Origin of the sequence: Clostridium sp. Marseille-Q2269 (assembly GCF_943736985.1) — a bacterium.
Taxonomy (GTDB): Bacteria; Bacillota; Clostridia; order Clostridiales; family Clostridiaceae; genus Clostridium_F.
This window is the reverse complement of the sequence record NZ_CALSFS010000003.1, coordinates 113,984-129,311: the sequence shown is the minus strand read 5'-3', so window position 1 is coordinate 129,311 and position 15,328 is coordinate 113,984. Positions and strand designations below refer to the sequence as shown.

General features: G+C 30.7%; 19 protein-coding genes, 2 tRNA genes and 1 other annotated feature. Of the genes, 1 reads left to right on the top strand and 20 read right to left on the bottom strand.

What is annotated here, in order from left to right:
• Nucleotides 1-163: 163 nt before the first annotated feature.
• From rplL to NGI68_RS06595, 19 genes are all read right to left on the bottom strand, one after another.
• On the bottom strand, nucleotides 164-532 hold the full coding sequence (rplL, locus tag NGI68_RS06685; RefSeq protein WP_251860704.1) for a 50S ribosomal protein L7/L12: 369 nt from the start codon (nucleotides 530-532) through the stop codon (nucleotides 164-166).
• A gap of 47 nt (nucleotides 533-579) precedes the next feature.
• Nucleotides 580-1,080, bottom strand: coding sequence for a 50S ribosomal protein L10 (rplJ, locus tag NGI68_RS06680; protein ID WP_251860703.1), 501 nt, complete (start codon nucleotides 1,078-1,080; stop codon nucleotides 580-582).
• Between the two features lie 30 nt (nucleotides 1,081-1,110).
• Nucleotides 1,111-1,240 (bottom strand) — a sequence feature (ribosomal protein L10 leader region).
• A gap of 41 nt (nucleotides 1,241-1,281) precedes the next feature.
• Nucleotides 1,282-1,971, bottom strand: coding sequence for a 50S ribosomal protein L1 (gene rplA, locus NGI68_RS06675; protein WP_251860702.1), 690 nt, complete (start codon nucleotides 1,969-1,971; stop codon nucleotides 1,282-1,284).
• A gap of 56 nt (nucleotides 1,972-2,027) precedes the next feature.
• Nucleotides 2,028-2,453, bottom strand: coding sequence for a 50S ribosomal protein L11 (rplK, locus tag NGI68_RS06670; RefSeq protein WP_251860701.1), 426 nt, complete (start codon nucleotides 2,451-2,453; stop codon nucleotides 2,028-2,030).
• A 70-nt stretch (nucleotides 2,454-2,523) separates the two neighbouring features.
• Complete coding sequence (gene nusG, locus NGI68_RS06665) at nucleotides 2,524-3,048, bottom strand: transcription termination/antitermination protein NusG (protein ID WP_251860700.1); 525 nt, start codon at nucleotides 3,046-3,048, stop codon at nucleotides 2,524-2,526.
• 46 nt (nucleotides 3,049-3,094) lie between these two features.
• Entirely contained in the window at nucleotides 3,095-3,322 is a 228-nt protein-coding gene (gene secE / locus NGI68_RS06660; protein ID WP_251860699.1) for a preprotein translocase subunit SecE, read from the bottom strand.
• A gap of 49 nt (nucleotides 3,323-3,371) precedes the next feature.
• A complete protein-coding gene (gene rpmG / locus NGI68_RS06655; RefSeq protein WP_003482903.1) occupies nucleotides 3,372-3,521 on the bottom strand; it encodes a 50S ribosomal protein L33 in 150 nt (49 codons plus the stop codon).
• A 205-nt stretch (nucleotides 3,522-3,726) separates the two neighbouring features.
• Nucleotides 3,727-4,920, bottom strand: coding sequence for an elongation factor Tu (gene tuf / locus NGI68_RS06650; RefSeq protein WP_251860698.1), 1,194 nt, complete (start codon nucleotides 4,918-4,920; stop codon nucleotides 3,727-3,729).
• Nucleotides 4,921-5,014: 94 nt separating this feature from the next.
• Nucleotides 5,015-5,090 (bottom strand) — tRNA-Thr (locus NGI68_RS06645).
• A 17-nt stretch (nucleotides 5,091-5,107) separates the two neighbouring features.
• Nucleotides 5,108-5,182 (bottom strand) — tRNA-Gly (locus NGI68_RS06640).
• Between the two features lie 64 nt (nucleotides 5,183-5,246).
• Nucleotides 5,247-5,888, bottom strand: coding sequence for an RNA polymerase sporulation sigma factor SigH (sigH, locus tag NGI68_RS06635; RefSeq protein ID WP_251860697.1), 642 nt, complete (start codon nucleotides 5,886-5,888; stop codon nucleotides 5,247-5,249).
• Nucleotides 5,889-5,962: 74 nt separating this feature from the next.
• Nucleotides 5,963-6,472: an NYN domain-containing protein gene (locus tag NGI68_RS06630; RefSeq protein WP_251860696.1), complete on the bottom strand. Its 510-nt coding sequence runs from the start codon at nucleotides 6,470-6,472 to the stop codon at nucleotides 5,963-5,965.
• A gap of 2 nt (nucleotides 6,473-6,474) precedes the next feature.
• Complete coding sequence (rlmB, locus tag NGI68_RS06625; RefSeq protein WP_251860695.1) at nucleotides 6,475-7,248, bottom strand: 23S rRNA (guanosine(2251)-2'-O)-methyltransferase RlmB; 774 nt, start codon at nucleotides 7,246-7,248, stop codon at nucleotides 6,475-6,477.
• Nucleotides 7,249-7,250: 2 nt separating this feature from the next.
• The gene (gene thyX, locus NGI68_RS06620) at nucleotides 7,251-8,006 is read right to left on the bottom strand and encodes an FAD-dependent thymidylate synthase (RefSeq protein WP_251860694.1); all 756 of its coding nucleotides are present in this window, start codon (nucleotides 8,004-8,006) and stop codon (nucleotides 7,251-7,253) included.
• Nucleotides 7,993-8,433, bottom strand: coding sequence for a Mini-ribonuclease 3 (locus NGI68_RS06615; RefSeq protein ID WP_251860693.1), 441 nt, complete (start codon nucleotides 8,431-8,433; stop codon nucleotides 7,993-7,995). Before NGI68_RS06615 ends, thyX begins: the two co-directional genes overlap by 14 nt.
• A gap of 48 nt (nucleotides 8,434-8,481) precedes the next feature.
• Entirely contained in the window at nucleotides 8,482-9,879 is a 1,398-nt protein-coding gene (cysS, locus tag NGI68_RS06610) for a cysteine--tRNA ligase (RefSeq protein ID WP_251860692.1), read from the bottom strand.
• 28 nt (nucleotides 9,880-9,907) lie between these two features.
• On the bottom strand, nucleotides 9,908-11,125 hold the full coding sequence (ilvA, locus tag NGI68_RS06605; RefSeq protein ID WP_251860691.1) for a threonine ammonia-lyase: 1,218 nt from the start codon (nucleotides 11,123-11,125) through the stop codon (nucleotides 9,908-9,910).
• A gap of 508 nt (nucleotides 11,126-11,633) precedes the next feature.
• Nucleotides 11,634-12,323 (bottom strand): 2-C-methyl-D-erythritol 4-phosphate cytidylyltransferase, encoded by a 690-nt coding sequence (gene ispD, locus NGI68_RS06600; RefSeq protein ID WP_251860690.1) that lies wholly within the window; start codon nucleotides 12,321-12,323, stop codon nucleotides 11,634-11,636.
• A 1-nt stretch (nucleotide 12,324) separates the two neighbouring features.
• Nucleotides 12,325-13,425 (bottom strand): PIN/TRAM domain-containing protein, encoded by a 1,101-nt coding sequence (locus NGI68_RS06595; protein ID WP_251860689.1) that lies wholly within the window; start codon nucleotides 13,423-13,425, stop codon nucleotides 12,325-12,327.
• 408 nt (nucleotides 13,426-13,833) lie between these two features.
• Here NGI68_RS06595 and NGI68_RS06590 point away from each other — a divergent pair, with 408 nt between their 5' ends.
• Nucleotides 13,834-14,232 (top strand): nucleoside triphosphate pyrophosphohydrolase family protein, encoded by a 399-nt coding sequence (locus NGI68_RS06590; protein ID WP_251860688.1) that lies wholly within the window; start codon nucleotides 13,834-13,836, stop codon nucleotides 14,230-14,232.
• Between the two features lie 31 nt (nucleotides 14,233-14,263).
• Here NGI68_RS06590 and disA read toward each other — a convergent pair whose 3' ends face one another.
• Entirely contained in the window at nucleotides 14,264-15,325 is a 1,062-nt protein-coding gene (disA, locus tag NGI68_RS06585; RefSeq protein ID WP_251860687.1) for a DNA integrity scanning diadenylate cyclase DisA, read from the bottom strand.
• Nucleotides 15,326-15,328: the final 3 nt, after the last annotated feature.

The following is a 15,328-nucleotide window of genomic DNA, read 5'->3' as shown; positions in this document are numbered from 1 at the left end:
TCAAATTAGTATAACCATATAAATACAATTAATTCATATTTTTCTGTATTTATACATAATCAATGCAATTCATTATACTATCATATTACTTGCACTTTGTCAATACTTATAAATATACTAAAAAAGGGGTACTTACTTTAGTACCCCTCTATGTAGAGTAAAACTATTTTAATTCTACTTTAGCTCCAACTTCTTCTAGTTTAGCTTTTATAGCTTCTCCATCTTCTTTAGATGCAGCTTCTTTTAATGTTTTAGGAGCTCCATCAACTAAAGCTTTAGCTTCTTTTAATCCTAATCCAGTTACTTCTCTTACTGCTTTGATAACTTTGATTTTTTCTGAACCTGCGTCAGCTAATATTACATCAAATTCAGTTTTTTCTTCAGCAACTCCTGCTCCTGCAGCAGCAGCTCCAGCTACAGCTACTGGTGCAGCTGCGCTTACTCCGAATTCTTCTTCACATGCTTCTACTAATTCGTTTAATTCTAAAACAGTCATATCTTTTATAGCTTGAATGATTTCTTCTTTTTTCATTGTTTAGGCACCTCCAAATTTTCTTTCTAATTTTCTTTTAGTTTATTTTAAGCTTCTTCTGATTCTTTCTTATCTTGAATAGCTTTAATTAAATATGCAAAGTTTGATACTGGAGCTTTGAAGCTTCCAAGTAATTTTGCAATAAGAATATCTTTTGATGGTATTGATGCGATTTTTTTAATTTTATCTACATCATATAATTCTCCATCTATTATTCCGCCTTTTAATTCTAAGTTCTTATTCTTCTTAGCGAAATCATTAAGAACTCTAGCTGGAGCTGTTACGTCATCGTAACCAAAAGCTACTGAAACAGGTCCTTCTAATAAATCTACGCAACCTTCATAGCCTAAATTTTTAGCAGCTATAGTTGATAAAGTATTTTTGTAAACTTTATATTCAACACCTGCTTCTCTTAACTCTTTTCTTAGCATAGTATCTTCTTCAACAGTTAAACCTTGATATTTAACAAATACTATAGCTTGAGCTTTCTCCATTTTTTCTTGTATTTCTTTAACTTTAACTTCTTTTATTTGTCTATTTTGTCCCACTGTGTGTCCACCTCCTCACAGTTTACCGTGATTTATAATAATAAAGGTCTCTCCGTTAGACAGAGAGACCTAATATACTTTATATCAGACTCCTAGGTAGGCTTAGATTATACTAATTATGTTAAACACCCACTGTCTACGGAGATATATTCATTTTTACAACTTCCATTAGTATATCAACAAATTATTGCTTTGTCAATACTATTCTAATACTTTACCTGGATTAATTTTTATTCCTGGTCCCATAGTACTTGAGATAGCAACTGATTTTATATATTGTCCTTTTGCTGCTGATGGCTTAGCCTTTACAACAGCTTCCATTAGTACATGGAAGTTATCTGATAATTTTTCTTCTCCAAAAGAAGATTTTCCTATTGGAACGTGAATTATAGCAGTTTTATCTACTCTATATTCAACTTTACCAGCTTTGATGTCTGCTATAGCTTTAGCAACATCAAAAGTTACTGTGCCTGATTTTGGATTTGGCATTAATCCCTTAGGTCCTAATACTCTTCCTAGTCTTCCTACTACTCCCATCATATCTGGTGTAGCAACAACTACGTCAAAATCAAACCAGTTTTCTTTTTGTATCTTTTGTACTAATTCTTCTGCTCCAACAAAGTCAGCACCAGCTTCTTCTGCTTCAGTAACTTTGTCACCTTTAGCAAAAACTAAAACTCTAACTTTTTTACCAGTTCCATGAGGAAGTACAACAGCACCTCTTACTTGTTGGTCTGCATGTCTTGGATCTACTCCAAGTCTAACAGCTAATTCTACAGTTTCATCAAATTTAGCTTTTGATGTTTTTGTAACAAGCTCTATAGCTTCTTTAACTGTATATAATATGTTTTTATCAACTAATTTTACACTTTCAGTGTATTTTTTTCCCATTCTAATTCCTCCTTTGTGGTATTAACGGTATATACCTCCCACTATTTTAGTAGTTATTATTCTTCTACAGTTATGCCCATACTTCTAGCTGTTCCAGCTATCATGCTCATAGCTGTTTCTATAGATCCTGCATTTAAATCAGGCATTTTTGTTTCTGCTATTTCTCTAACTTGGTCTTTTGTAACCTTTGCTACTTTAGTTTTGTTAGGAACACCAGATCCACTTTCTATTCCAGCTGCTTTCTTTAATAATACAGCTGCTGGTGGAGTCTTTAGTATGAAACTAAAAGATCTATCCTGATATACAGTAATAACTACAGGAATTATTAATCCTGCTTGTTTAGCAGTTTTAGCATTAAATTCTTTACAGAATCCCATAATGTTAACACCGTGTTGTCCTAAAGCTGGACCTACTGGTGGCGCTGGGCTTGCCTTTCCTGCTGGAAGTTGAAGTTTTATCATTCCTACTACTTTTTTAGCCATGTTTTACACCTCCTATATGTGGTTATACGGATTAAAATCCTCCCACTCATTAAAACAATTGTCTTAATAGCTAATCAAGTTTTTCTATCTGATTAAAATCAAGTTCAACAGGGGTTTCCCTGCCAAACATGTTAACTAAAGCTTTTATTTTGCCTTTTTCTACATTGATTTCTTGTATAGCCGCTGGGAATCCCTCTAAAGGTCCTGATACTACCTTTACATTTTCTCCAACCTCAATATCTACTTCTGGTTGTTTTTCTTTTATTCCCATGGACAATACTTCGTTTTCTGTAAGAGGTACTGGTTTAGATCCTGGACCTACAAATCCTGTTACCCCTCTAGTATTTCTAACTATGTACCATGAATCATCTGTCATTAACATCTTAACTAATACATATCCCGGGAAAGTTTTCTTTAAAGTTATTTTCTTTTTACCATCTTTAACTTCAACCTGCTCTTCCATAGGAACTTGTATATCAAGAATCCAATCATGCAAATTTCTGTTATCCACAGTTTTTTGAAGATTAACTTTAACCTTATTTTCATATCCTGAATATGTATGAACCACATACCATTTCGCTTTTTCTTCTGACATAATTTCAGGGATTAGGATATCCCTATTTCCCTCCTTTTATTCACTTTTACAGCCTAAATATTAGTTTAAATAGGTTGTTAAATCCATAGTCAAACACTCCAACAACAATCATATAAATCAAGCAAAATACTAATACTGTTTCAGTTGCTTTTTTTACATCCTTTTTAGGAGCCCATGTTATTCTTTTGAATTCAAGCTTTAAATCTTTAAAGAAACCTACTGAACTCTTTTTTTTGGCTGAAGCGATATTATTTGTAGTTTTACCTGTGGCCATTTAACTCACATCCTTACAACATTATAAAGGATATCAAATCCAAAACAGATTATTTTGTTTCCTTATGAGCTGTATGTTTATGGCAATGTGGGCAGTATTTGTTCATTTCTAATCTATCTGGATCATTTTTCTTGTTTTTCATTGTATTATAATTTCTTTGTTTGCACTCTGTACAAGCTAGTGTTACTTTTACTCTCATGATCTACACCTCCTAGTACATAACCTATTTGTGTAGGTTCTACTTCTATTTTTTATTTTTTGCATCACTTACTCACTTTATCATAACTAAGGGCATATGTCAATAATTTTGATGCCAGCATCATTAATCATATACCTAATATAATATATATTTTTATAATTCTTAAAAGGACTAGGTCTAGAAACCCAGTCCCTATAATTTAGAATTATTCAGATATAGTTGTAACAACTCCTGAACCTACTGTTCTTCCACCTTCTCTTATAGCGAATCTTAAGTTTTCGTGCATTGCTACTGGTGTGATTAATTCTACTGCCATATCTATATGATCTCCTGGCATTACCATTTCTACGCCTTCTGGTAAGTTGATTGATCCTGTAACGTCTGTTGTTCTGAAATAAAATTGTGGTCTATATCCGTTGAAGAATGGTGTATGTCTTCCGCCTTCTTCTTTCTTTAATACGTATACTTGACCTACGAATTTTTTGTGTGGTGTTACTGAACCTGGTTTTGCTAATACTTGACCTCTTTGGATTTCGTCTCTTTGAATACCTCTTAATAATGCTCCAATGTTGTCTCCTGCCATTGCTTCATCAAGTATTTTTCTGAACATTTCTATTCCTGTACATACTGTTTTTGATATTTCTTCTTTCATTCCTACTAATTCTACTTCATCTCCAGTATGTAGAACTCCTGTTTCAACTCTTCCTGTTGCAACTGTTCCTCTTCCTGTGATTGTCAATACGTCTTCTACTGGCATTAAGAATGGTTGATCTGTTGCTCTTTCTGGTGTTGGAATATAGCTGTCTATTGCTTCCATTAATTCATCTATGCATTTTGTCTTTTCTGCATTGTCTTGGTTTTCTAATACTTCTAATGCTGATCCTACTACGATTGGAGTATCATCTCCTGGGAATCCATATTCATTTAATAATTCTCTTACTTCCATTTCAACTAATTCAATTAATTCTGGATCATCTACTTGGTCTGCTTTATTTAAGAATACTACTATATATTGTACTCCAACTCTTGATGCTAGTAGTATGTGTTCTCTTGTTTGTGGCATTGGACCATCTGCTGCTGATACAACTAAGATCGCTCCATCCATTTGTGCTGCTCCTGTGATCATGTTCTTTACATAATCCGCATGTCCTGGACAATCTACGTGTGCGTAGTGTCTGTTTGCTGTTTCATACTCTACGTGTGATGTATTGATTGTGATTCCTCTTTCTTTTTCTTCTGGAGCTTTATCTATTTCGTCATACTTTGTTGCTGAAGCTCCTCCTTTTTGTGCTAATACTGTTGTTATAGCTGCTGTTAATGTTGTCTTACCGTGGTCTACGTGACCTATTGTTCCTATGTTTACATGAGGTTTGCTTCTTTCAAATTTTGCTTTTGCCATTTTTTATTTCCTCCTTTTTTGTGTTTGTATAATTATTATATTATTTATTTCTACAAGTAAACTCATCCTGGTGTGTTGTGTTCCTTGTAATTTCTGGAGCCCATGACCGGGATTGAACCGGTGACCTCCACCTTACCAAGGTGACGCTCTGCCGACTGAGCTACATGGGCAACTTTAACATTAAATCTGGAGCGAGAAACGGGGATCGAACCCGCGGCAACTAGCTTGGGAAGCTAGTGTTCTACCACTGAACTACTCTCGCTGAAAATAATCATATACCAATTATTAATTATAGTAAAATCGGTTTTTATTGTCAATATGTAAAATTATTTATTATTCAAGCATTTTTCCAATTTTCTTTTTACCCTTTGAAGAGCATTATCTATAGACTTAGCATGCCTATCTAAATCGCAGGCAATTTCTTGATAAGATTTTCCATCCAAGTAAGACATTAAAACTTCCATTTCAAGATCTGATAATACTTCGCCTATCTCAATTTGTATATGCTTTAATTCCTCTCTACTTATAATTAATTCCTCTGGATTAGCCACTTTAGCTTCTGATAAAATATCCAATAAAGTTCTATCTGAATCTTCATCATATATTGGCTTATTCAAAGAAACATACGTGTTAAGCGGAATGTGTTTTTGTCTAGTTGCTGTCTTTATAGCCGTTATAATCTGTCTAGTAACGCAAAGTTCAGCAAAGGCCTTAAATGAAGATAGTTTGTCGGGTTTAAAGTCTCTAATAGCTTTATACAAACCTATCATACCCTCTTGATATATATCTTCTTTGTCTGCTCCTATTAAAAAATAAGATTTAGCCTTAGCCTTAACGAAATTCTCATATTTCCCAATTATATATTCTTGAGCCCTAGAATTTCCTGCTTTAGCTTCCATAACTATTTCCTCATCTACACATCCTTCAAAGGAGGAAGTCTTACTATTAAGTTGAACCTTTCTATCCAAGGTATCCCCCCCCCAAAATAAATATAACCACATATTCGATTATACATTAGTGTTAATAACAACGTCAAGGTAATTTACGTGCTTCTTCTTATTTTTTCCAATTTTTCTAATAAATCTTCATGTAATATCTCTCCTAGCCTATTACCTTTGCTAGAAAAATCTTTCTTTATTCTTTCTTTTATATTTTTTTCTGTTTCTTTTACCTCTGAATAAAACTCTAATGATGATATTCTAGTAGCCCCTCTTTGAAATATTAATTGTTGCTCTAAAGAATCTGATGTTACCACAGCTACCTCTATCTTTCTGCCTAAATCGTTTATAGATCTTTCAATAAAACTATCTGCAGTTTCACCTTCTTTTGTAAACACTACTATCAAATTTTTACTTATCTTTTCTATATTTTCTGCACCTTCTGTTTGATGGGCATCAAAAACTGCATAAATAAGATATTGATTATATGAAGCATAATTATTTAATATATCTAATAGCTGCTCTCTTGACATTTGTAAGTTATAGTCTTTCAATTTTTTTAATTCTTTCCAACTATTTATCACATTATAAGCATCTACAAATATATATTTCATAATTATTTACTCTTCATCCTTTGTTTTAATATTTCATACATTAATATTCCACCAGCAACAGATGCATTAAGGGATGTTATATTTCCTAGCATAGGTATTTTAACTAAAACATCACACTTGCTCTTAGTTAATTTAGATATACCCTTTCCTTCACTTCCTATAACCAGTGCTATTGCTCCAGATAAGTTTACATCAAAGCAATAATCATTCCCACACATATCTGCCCCATATATCCATATCCCATTTTCTTTAAGTTTATCTATAATATTATTTATATTGGTAACCTTGCTTATCCTCATATGCTCTGCAGCTCCAGCAGATGTTTTATATACAGTAGGCGTAACTCCAACGTTCCTTCTTTTAGGTATTATAACACCATGTGCTCCACATACTTCTGCTGTTCTTAGTATAGATCCAAAATTATGTGGGTCCTCTATTTCATCTAATATTATTATAAAGGGATCCTCTTCTTTTTCTTTTGCATATTGTATAATATCTTCCACTGCATAATATTTGTATGGAGTTGTAAAAGCTATAACTCCTTGATGAGCTTTTGTTTGAGATATAGAATCAAGCTTTTTCCTGTCAACTTCACTTATAACTATCCCTTTTTCCTTGGCTAAAGATAATACTATCTTTATGGATCCTTCTAAGTCTCCCTTTGCTACCATTACCTTTTCTATGGTTTTACTTGATTTTAATGCCTCTATTACGGCATTTCTTCCTTCTATTATGTCTTCTCTTATTTCTTCCTGTTGACCAGCTCTATTTTTCATTATTACTTACTCTCCTTGTGTAATTTTACATCATATTTTTCTCTAACTTCATTTATTTTTCCACAGGACATTCTTCCTTCAGGACAAGGTCCATTTACACAACCTGGTCCACAATACTTAAATAATGTTGGTGCGACATCTTTAACTTCAAAAAGCATAGTTTCAGCTAGTTCTCTTATCTCCCATTGTGCTCTATTACAACATCTATGTCTAAAGAAATTCATTAAACTTCTAGCATTCATTGTAACTATAATTTTACTAGTACATGCATTTGGAAATACATATCTTGCATCTTCTATAGATTTTTTTTCAGCATCTATTGCTTTTAAACCTTGATTTATATATTTTTCTTTTAATATATTAACAATATGGTCATATGATTGTTGGCAGTTCTCCATAGTTTCTATATATGTTTTTTTAGCATCTTCATTATTTTCTATAGAAGGTGGAATAACATATTCGAATTGATCTAATCTCACATACCTTTGACTTTGCTGCGAATAAGATCCTATTCTGTGTCTAACCAATTGATGTGTTAAGCTTCTTGATACTCCCTCTATACCAAAGGAAAAAGATACGTGTTCTATTGGAGATTCATGTCCATAAGACATCAACATATTTAAAAATCTATCTACTTTTTCTTTATCTAAATTGTTTTGTAAATCCTCAATTCCAGAGGAACTATAACATAATTTTGCTGCAGAAGCTATTAGTTTTTCGGAATTTGGGGTGTATTCTAGTAATTTAACTTTCATCATCAATTGCTCCTTCTTTTCCTTTTAAAGTAACTATCTTATTTAATAAATAATTTAATCTTTCTTGTTGATCTGTTATATATAAAAATCCTATAAGTGATTCAAAGCCTGTTGCAAATCTATACTCTTGCACGTCAGCATTTTTAGGAACTGTTCCTGACTTAGCATTTCTTCCTCTTTTAAATATATAAACCTCATCCTCATTCAAATCTGGCATTATATCCTTTATATAATCACTCTGCCCATGTGCCTTCACATATTTTATAGCATTTACATGTAGTTTATGGACATTTAATTCTCTATTTTTATCTACAAGAAATGTTCTTATAAAAACCTCATATACTGCATCTCCAATGAATGCCAGTACTAGAGGATTTAATGTTTTTGCATCTTTAATACTAAACTTATTTTGAAATAAACTAAAATCCATACTACTCTCCACTCATTTTATTTTTATTAATCCACTAGTACTCACTTATTATATTTTTTTCCATCTTACGCCTTGTGGTGTATCTTCTAAAACGATGCCTCTATCCTTTAAATCATCTCTGATTTTATCAGCCAGAGCCCAATCTTTTTCTTTTCTAGCTTTTTGTCTTTGTTCTATAAGTTTTTCAACTTCTTCTTCTAGACTAGATTTAGTTGATTTTTGTAATATTCCCAAAGGTTCTCCTAATTCTCTTATTAAATCTAAGGCATGTTGCACTAATTCTTTTGATGATTCTACAGTTATATTTGTATTTACATCTCTTACTAAATCAAATATTACAGATATGGCATCTGCTGTATTAAAATCATCATCCATTTTTTCTATATATTTTTCTTTATATTTTTGTAACTCATTTTTATATTCTAATTCTTTGTCTGTTACTTCTATGCTTGTTACTTCGTCCAGTAAATTTTCTAAATTATTTATAGAATTATATAATCTATCTAGGGCCGCTTTAGTTGAATCTAACAATTCCATGCTAAAGTTTATTTGAGTTCTATAATGCCCTGATAGCATAAACATTCTTAAGACATCTGAATCATATTTCTCTAATATTTCTCTTGCTGTAAAGAAATTATTTAATGACTTAGACATTTTTTGATTATTAACATTAACAAAAGCTGAATGTAACCAATACTTTGCAAATTGTTTCCCTGTTCTTGCTTCACTTTGAGCTATTTCATTTTCATGATGTGGAAATGCTAGATCTGATCCCCCTGCATGTATATCTATTGTTTCTCCCAACAAGTTATAAGCCATACATGAACATTCTATATGCCAACCTGGTCTTCCCATTCCCCAAGGGCTTTCCCATGCAGGTTCTCCTGGCTTTTCACTTTTCCATATAGCAAAATCCATAGGATCTTTTTTTCTTTCATCTATATTTATTCTTGAACCTAACTGTAATTCTTCTAAATTTTGCCCTGATAATTTTCCATAACTATTAAATCTCTTAGTACTAAAATAAACATCACCATCAATCTCGTAAGCATATCCTTTGTCTATTAGATCACTTACAAATTTTATGATCTCCTGCATAAATTCAGTTGCTCTTGGATTTTTAGTTGCTCTTTCAATATTTAAATCATCTGCGTCTTTGTAGTATTCCTTTATAAATCTGTCTCCTAATTCTTTAACTGTTGTTCCTTCTTCATTGGCTTTTTTAATCATTTTATCATCTATATCAGTAAAATTTTGAATAAATTTCACCTTATATCCTCTGTACTCTAAGTATCTCCTTATACTATCAAAAACAACAAATGTTCTGGCATTACCTATATGGAAAAAATTATATACTGTGGGACCACAAACATACATTTTAACTTCTCCTGGCACTAAAGTAACAAGCTCTTCTTTCTTGTTCGTTAAAGTATTGTAAACCTTCATTCATTTACCTCCTGCTTTGCTAAATTTATTACATACATATATCCGTTTGTATATTATACCCTTTTTCTCTTAGTTGTTTCAATAATTTATCTCCATGTTCTTTACTTTGGACTTCTACTTCAAATATTACATTTGCATATTCAAGACCTTTTTCACTCCAATTAGTATCTTGTCTAGCTTTAACTATATTACTTCCTGTAGAAACAATATCGGCTATAGCATCTTCAAACTCTCCTATTTTATCTTGTAACTCTACCTTAAATCTTATTCTTCTTTTAAGAATTATAAGCTCTCTATCTATTATTTTAGATATCATGGCTATATCTATATTACCACCACTTATTAAAGCTACAACTTTTTTACCTTTAATATTAATTTTATTAGCTAGTAAAGCTGCAACAGTTGATGCTCCTGCTCCCTCTGCTATAACTTTTGTTTTTTCAATTAGTTCAAAGATTCCATAAGCTATCTCATCTTCTGTAACTGTAACCACTTCATCTACATATTGCTTAATATATTTAAAAGCTATATCTCCTGGGGTTTTTACTGATATTCCATCTGCTAAAGATTTAGCTCCTGGTAATGTCACAATTTCACCTTTTTCTAGTGATGCCTTTGTAGAAGCTATAATAGCTGATTGAACTCCTATTATCTTTATATCTGGCTTTATAGCTTTAGCTCCTACGGCTATTCCTGATATCAATCCACCACCGCCTATTGGAACTATTATTGCATCTATATCTTCTATTTCTTCTAATATTTCTAAAGCTATTGTCCCTTGACCTGCCATAACATCTACATCATTAAAAGGATGTACAAAAGTGGCTCCTGTTTCTTTTTGTATTTCCACTGCTTTTTCATAACATTCATCATAAACATCTCCATATTGAACAACTTCTGCTCCATATCCCCTTGTTGCCATAACCTTAGCTTGAGGAGCTGTCTTAGGCATAGCTATAGTAGATTTTATTCCAAAGGCCGTAGCTGCATAAGCTACCCCTTGAGCATGATTTCCTGCTGAAGATGCAATAACTCCTCTTTTTCTCTCTTCCTCACTTAATGAAACTATCTTATTGTATGCACCTCTTAATTTAAAAGCTCCAGTTTTTTGCTTATTTTCACATTTTAAATATACTTCATATCCTGTTTCTTTAGAAAATGTACTTGAATAAAATAAAGGTGTTTTTCTGGCCACTGGTTTTATATTTTCTTTAGCTTTTTTTATTCTATCTAAATTTAGTTCCATGATCATCGATCTCCCATCCCATATTATATTTTTATAATAAACCATATAATATTTTTATTCAACGTATTAACCTATGACTAAAAAGATTATTATCTATTTTTTAGTTCAATGCTAAATAAAAATATTACTTTAATATTTGTACTTGAACCATAATACCTAAATGGTCAATTTCATCCAGTCTTTTGAAAATGTTTACATATATATTAGCACTGTTCCTCTCCTTTCAAACTTAAATTAACTTTATTACTTTCCAACCATTATGTAGAAAAAATCATTTCCAAAATCCAAATTAATTACTTACTTACTTACCATAGCTATTATCTATATTTTATATATTAGCTTTTTTTTGTAAATTTCCTGCTATAGAATAGTGTTCTAAGCTATTTACTAATTATTTTATTAGATTTATACTGTTTTTTCATAGACCATTTATTAGACATATCATGATAAATTATAAAAAATTGAAATATAGCAATAAAACTCACCCTTATAAGGATGAGTTTTATCGCTAAGTTAGCTTTTCTAATATTTGTTCTCCTAATATTAGATCTTCAGGAGTTGTTATCTTTATATTGCTATAGCTTCCTTCGTATAAATATACTGATTTACCATAATATTCTAAAACCATAGTATCATCTGTTACTTTCTTATTACTAAGTTTTAACTTTTCATGACAATCCAATATTACATCATAACTAAAACACTGAGGAGTTTGAACTATAAATAAATCCTCTCTACTAGGAGTATTTATAGAAAATCCTTTCTGGTCTTTTATCTTTATGGTATCCTTTGGTATTACACCACAAGCAGCCGCTCCATACTTCTTTACGCATTTTATACCATTTTCTATAATATCATCAGTAATAAAAGGTCTTGCTGCATCATGAATTAATACTACATCACAATCTTTTGATACAGCTTTTAATCCATTATAAACAGAATCTTGCCTTTCTTTACCTCCTGAAACTATTTTAGATACTTTATTAATATTATATTTATCTATAATCTTTCTACAAACCTCTATCTTATCTTGTAAAGTAACTAATATTATTTCATCTATAGATTTATTGGTAGAAAACTTATTTAATGTATAGTAAAGAATAGGTTTATTTTTTATTTGTAAAAATTGCTTGCTTATATTACTATTCATTCTTTTTCCTTTTCCTGCAGCAACTATAATTACAGAGTTTTTACCCATCCTAAGAAACCTCTTTCTTCTTAGCAAAAATCATTCTTCCTGCTGCTGTTTGTAAAACAGAAGTCACCACAACATCTAAGTTTTGACCTATACGCTTTTTAGCACCTTCTACTACAATCATTGTTCCATCATCAAAATAAGCTATTCCTTGATTGGATTCTTTACCATCTTTAACAATTTGTATATTCATTTCTTCACCTGGCAATACAACTGGTTTCACTGCATTTGCTAATTCATTTATATTTAATACAGGTACTCCTTGAAATTCAGCTACTTTATTTAAATTATAGTCATTTGTTATTACCTTACCATTTAAAACTTGAGCTAACTTTAACAACTTACTATCTACTTCTGCTATTTCTGGAAAATCTTTTTCATATATTTGTACATCTATATTTAGCTCTTTTTGTATTTTATTTAATATATCTAATCCTCTTCTTCCTCTATTTCTCTTCAAGCTGTCTGAAGAATCTGCTATATGTCTAAGTTCTGCTAATACAAAAGTAGGTATTACTAAAGTTCCTTCTATAAATTCTGTCTGGCATATATCAAATATTCTTCCATCTATTATAACAGATGTATCTAATACTTTAGGGGTTGCACCATTTTTATTAGCCTTTCCTTTTTTCTCCTTAGGTATTGAACTTTTCTTTATATTGGAAAAAAACGACATTAACTCTTCTTTTCTCTTAAGTGCAATATTGGCCCCTAATGCTGCCATAATAATAGCTACAACTACGGCTAATATTACTCCTACAATAGGTATTTTGGCTAATAGGTTAACAAATAGGGCTGATATAACCAAACCTAATATAGCTCCAACAGTTCCAAATACAATTTCGTTGGTAGATAATTTTTGCAAACTTCTTACTATATAATCCATTATTTTTACTATTATAGAATTTATCCATGGTGATATAAGAAATACTATTATTCCAAAAACTATAGAACATAAAATTAAAAAGAAAGCTGACTTAACTTGACTTCCATTAAAATAGGATAATTTAGAAAAATAATTAGTTGATATAATAACTTTACCAATTATGTATCCTAACGCTAATCCTATTATTGTAAAAAGCCATCTTAATATTTTATTTAACAACCATTTCACCTCCTCTTAACAATTGTTAACAATTATCAAGATTTTCAATCCTTTTTATATTTAATATATATTAATAATTATTAATTTTCAACAATCATGAAAATAATTAATAATTTCTTATGAAAATACACAATTTGTTTAATATTTATTTTCTTTTAAATTTTTAGTTTTAACATTAAATTCTTAATATTTTATATTATAATATATTCTTCATATTTTTTCCATTTCCTCCTTTAGTTATGCATAGGTATTATTTAACACAAATATCCCCCTATAAAAAATATGATTTTTCCTTTATGATATAAATATAATTTAACTTATACACTTGTTGACAAGGTTAATGTTAGAAAACTATAATAGTTTATAGTACACATATGAAATTGAAATCTTTATGAGGAGTTGAGCCCTATGAAAGATATAATTTTTGATGATTTTCAAAATTCTGTTAATGATTCTCTTTTAAGACATAAGAGTATATTAGATATTTTGACTAAATACAGCGAATCTAATGCTAGAGTAAATAGAGCTATAGCTAAATCGATAACCAATTGTGGCTGTATCTCAGTTAACTCAGAAAAGCAAAGATTGCCTTCAGACAGTATAGATATAGATTCTCTTAAAAATTGTTTAAAATCTCACGTTAATGGAGATCTTTGCGATAACTGTAGAGATGTAATTGAAAGAGAAATTGGAAATAATCTATTTTATTTGACTTCTTTGTGCAACTTACTAGATCTGAACTTATATGATATCTTATTAAAAGAATATAATAAGATAAATACATTAGGTAAATATAGTATGAGATAAAGTATAGCACAAAGTATTTTAATACTTTGTGCTATACTTTATCTAACATTATCTGTTCTCTAAGTCTTCTTAATCCATTTTTTATGGCCTTAGCCCTAGCTTCTCCTATTCCTTCTACATTGTCTAATTGTTCATAGGATGCTTCCATTACGCATTTTAATTGGTTAAAATTAGCTACTAAATTTTCTATTACGTTACTTGGTATTCTTGGTATTTTATTAATCATCCTATATCCTCGTGGTGAAATAAGAGTATCTACTAAAGGTACTCCTGCATATCCTATAATCTTTGATAGTCCATCTAAATTTAAGATTTCCTCTGATGAAAGACCTTGAATTTGTTTATATATTTCTTCATATTCCATATTACCGCTGCAATAATCTCTTATAAGAAGTATACCATCTTCTTCTACACTTTTTATTAATTCACTTAATTGCATATCAATTAGTCTTCCTTCATTTCCTAATTCACATATATATCTCTCTATTTCACTAACTATTCTCATAACCATTTCAGATCTTTGAATTGAAGTTAGCACATCAAATAAAGTTGCTATATCTTTAAACTCTAATATATTTAAATTGTTTACTACTCTATCTAAAACAGCTACATATTTTTCTAAGGTTTGTAACGCTTGATTAGCTCTTGCCAATATTATGCTACTGTCTCTTAACACATACTTTATTCCACCTTTGTAAACAGTTATTATATTTCTTCTTTGAGAAATAGCTATTACTATAGCCCCTGTTTGTTTAGCTACTCTATCTGCAGTCCTATGTCTTGTTCCTGTTTCAAAAGTAGGTATAGATGAATCTGGTATTAATTGAGCATTGGCACATAATATCTTTTTTAAGTCACTGCTTAATACAATTGAGCCGTCCATTTTAGCTAATTCATAAACATAAGATGGACTATATTCTGAATTAATCTTAAATCCACCATCAACCAATTTTAATATTTGATCACTATCACCTAAAACTAACAACCCACCTGTTTTAGCCCTTAATATATTTTCTAATCCTTCTCTAAGAGGTGTACCTGGAGCCATTATTTTAAGTATATTCATTAATTCCTTATCTTTTTCTATTCTCACTTC

Excerpts from the sequence above, each read along its gene's own strand:
- rplL (WP_251860704.1), bottom strand. The coding sequence starts at position 532 with ATGAAAAAAGAAGAAATCATTCAAGCTATAAAAGATATGACTGTTTTA.
- rplA (WP_251860702.1), bottom strand. The coding sequence starts at position 1,971 with ATGGGAAAAAAATACACTGAAAGTGTAAAATTAGTTGATAAAAACATA.
- rplK (WP_251860701.1), bottom strand. The coding sequence starts at position 2,453 with ATGGCTAAAAAAGTAGTAGGAATGATAAAACTTCAACTTCCAGCAGGA.
- nusG (WP_251860700.1), bottom strand. The coding sequence starts at position 3,048 with ATGTCAGAAGAAAAAGCGAAATGGTATGTGGTTCATACATATTCAGGA.
- secE (WP_251860699.1), bottom strand. The coding sequence starts at position 3,322 with ATGGCCACAGGTAAAACTACAAATAATATCGCTTCAGCCAAAAAAAAG.
- rpmG (WP_003482903.1), bottom strand. The coding sequence starts at position 3,521 with ATGAGAGTAAAAGTAACACTAGCTTGTACAGAGTGCAAACAAAGAAAT.
- tuf (WP_251860698.1), bottom strand. The coding sequence starts at position 4,920 with ATGGCAAAAGCAAAATTTGAAAGAAGCAAACCTCATGTAAACATAGGA.
- NGI68_RS06630 (WP_251860696.1), bottom strand. The coding sequence starts at position 6,472 with ATGAAATATATATTTGTAGATGCTTATAATGTGATAAATAGTTGGAAA.
- rlmB (WP_251860695.1), bottom strand. The coding sequence starts at position 7,248 with ATGAAAAATAGAGCTGGTCAACAGGAAGAAATAAGAGAAGACATAATA.
- thyX (WP_251860694.1), bottom strand. The coding sequence starts at position 8,006 with ATGATGAAAGTTAAATTACTAGAATACACCCCAAATTCCGAAAAACTA.
- NGI68_RS06615 (WP_251860693.1), bottom strand. The coding sequence starts at position 8,433 with ATGGATTTTAGTTTATTTCAAAATAAGTTTAGTATTAAAGATGCAAAA.
- cysS (WP_251860692.1), bottom strand. The coding sequence starts at position 9,879 with ATGAAGGTTTACAATACTTTAACGAACAAGAAAGAAGAGCTTGTTACT.
- ilvA (WP_251860691.1), bottom strand. The coding sequence starts at position 11,125 with ATGGAACTAAATTTAGATAGAATAAAAAAAGCTAAAGAAAATATAAAA.
- ispD (WP_251860690.1), bottom strand. The coding sequence starts at position 12,323 with ATGGGTAAAAACTCTGTAATTATAGTTGCTGCAGGAAAAGGAAAAAGA.
- NGI68_RS06590 (WP_251860688.1), top strand. The coding sequence starts at position 13,834 with ATGAAAGATATAATTTTTGATGATTTTCAAAATTCTGTTAATGATTCT.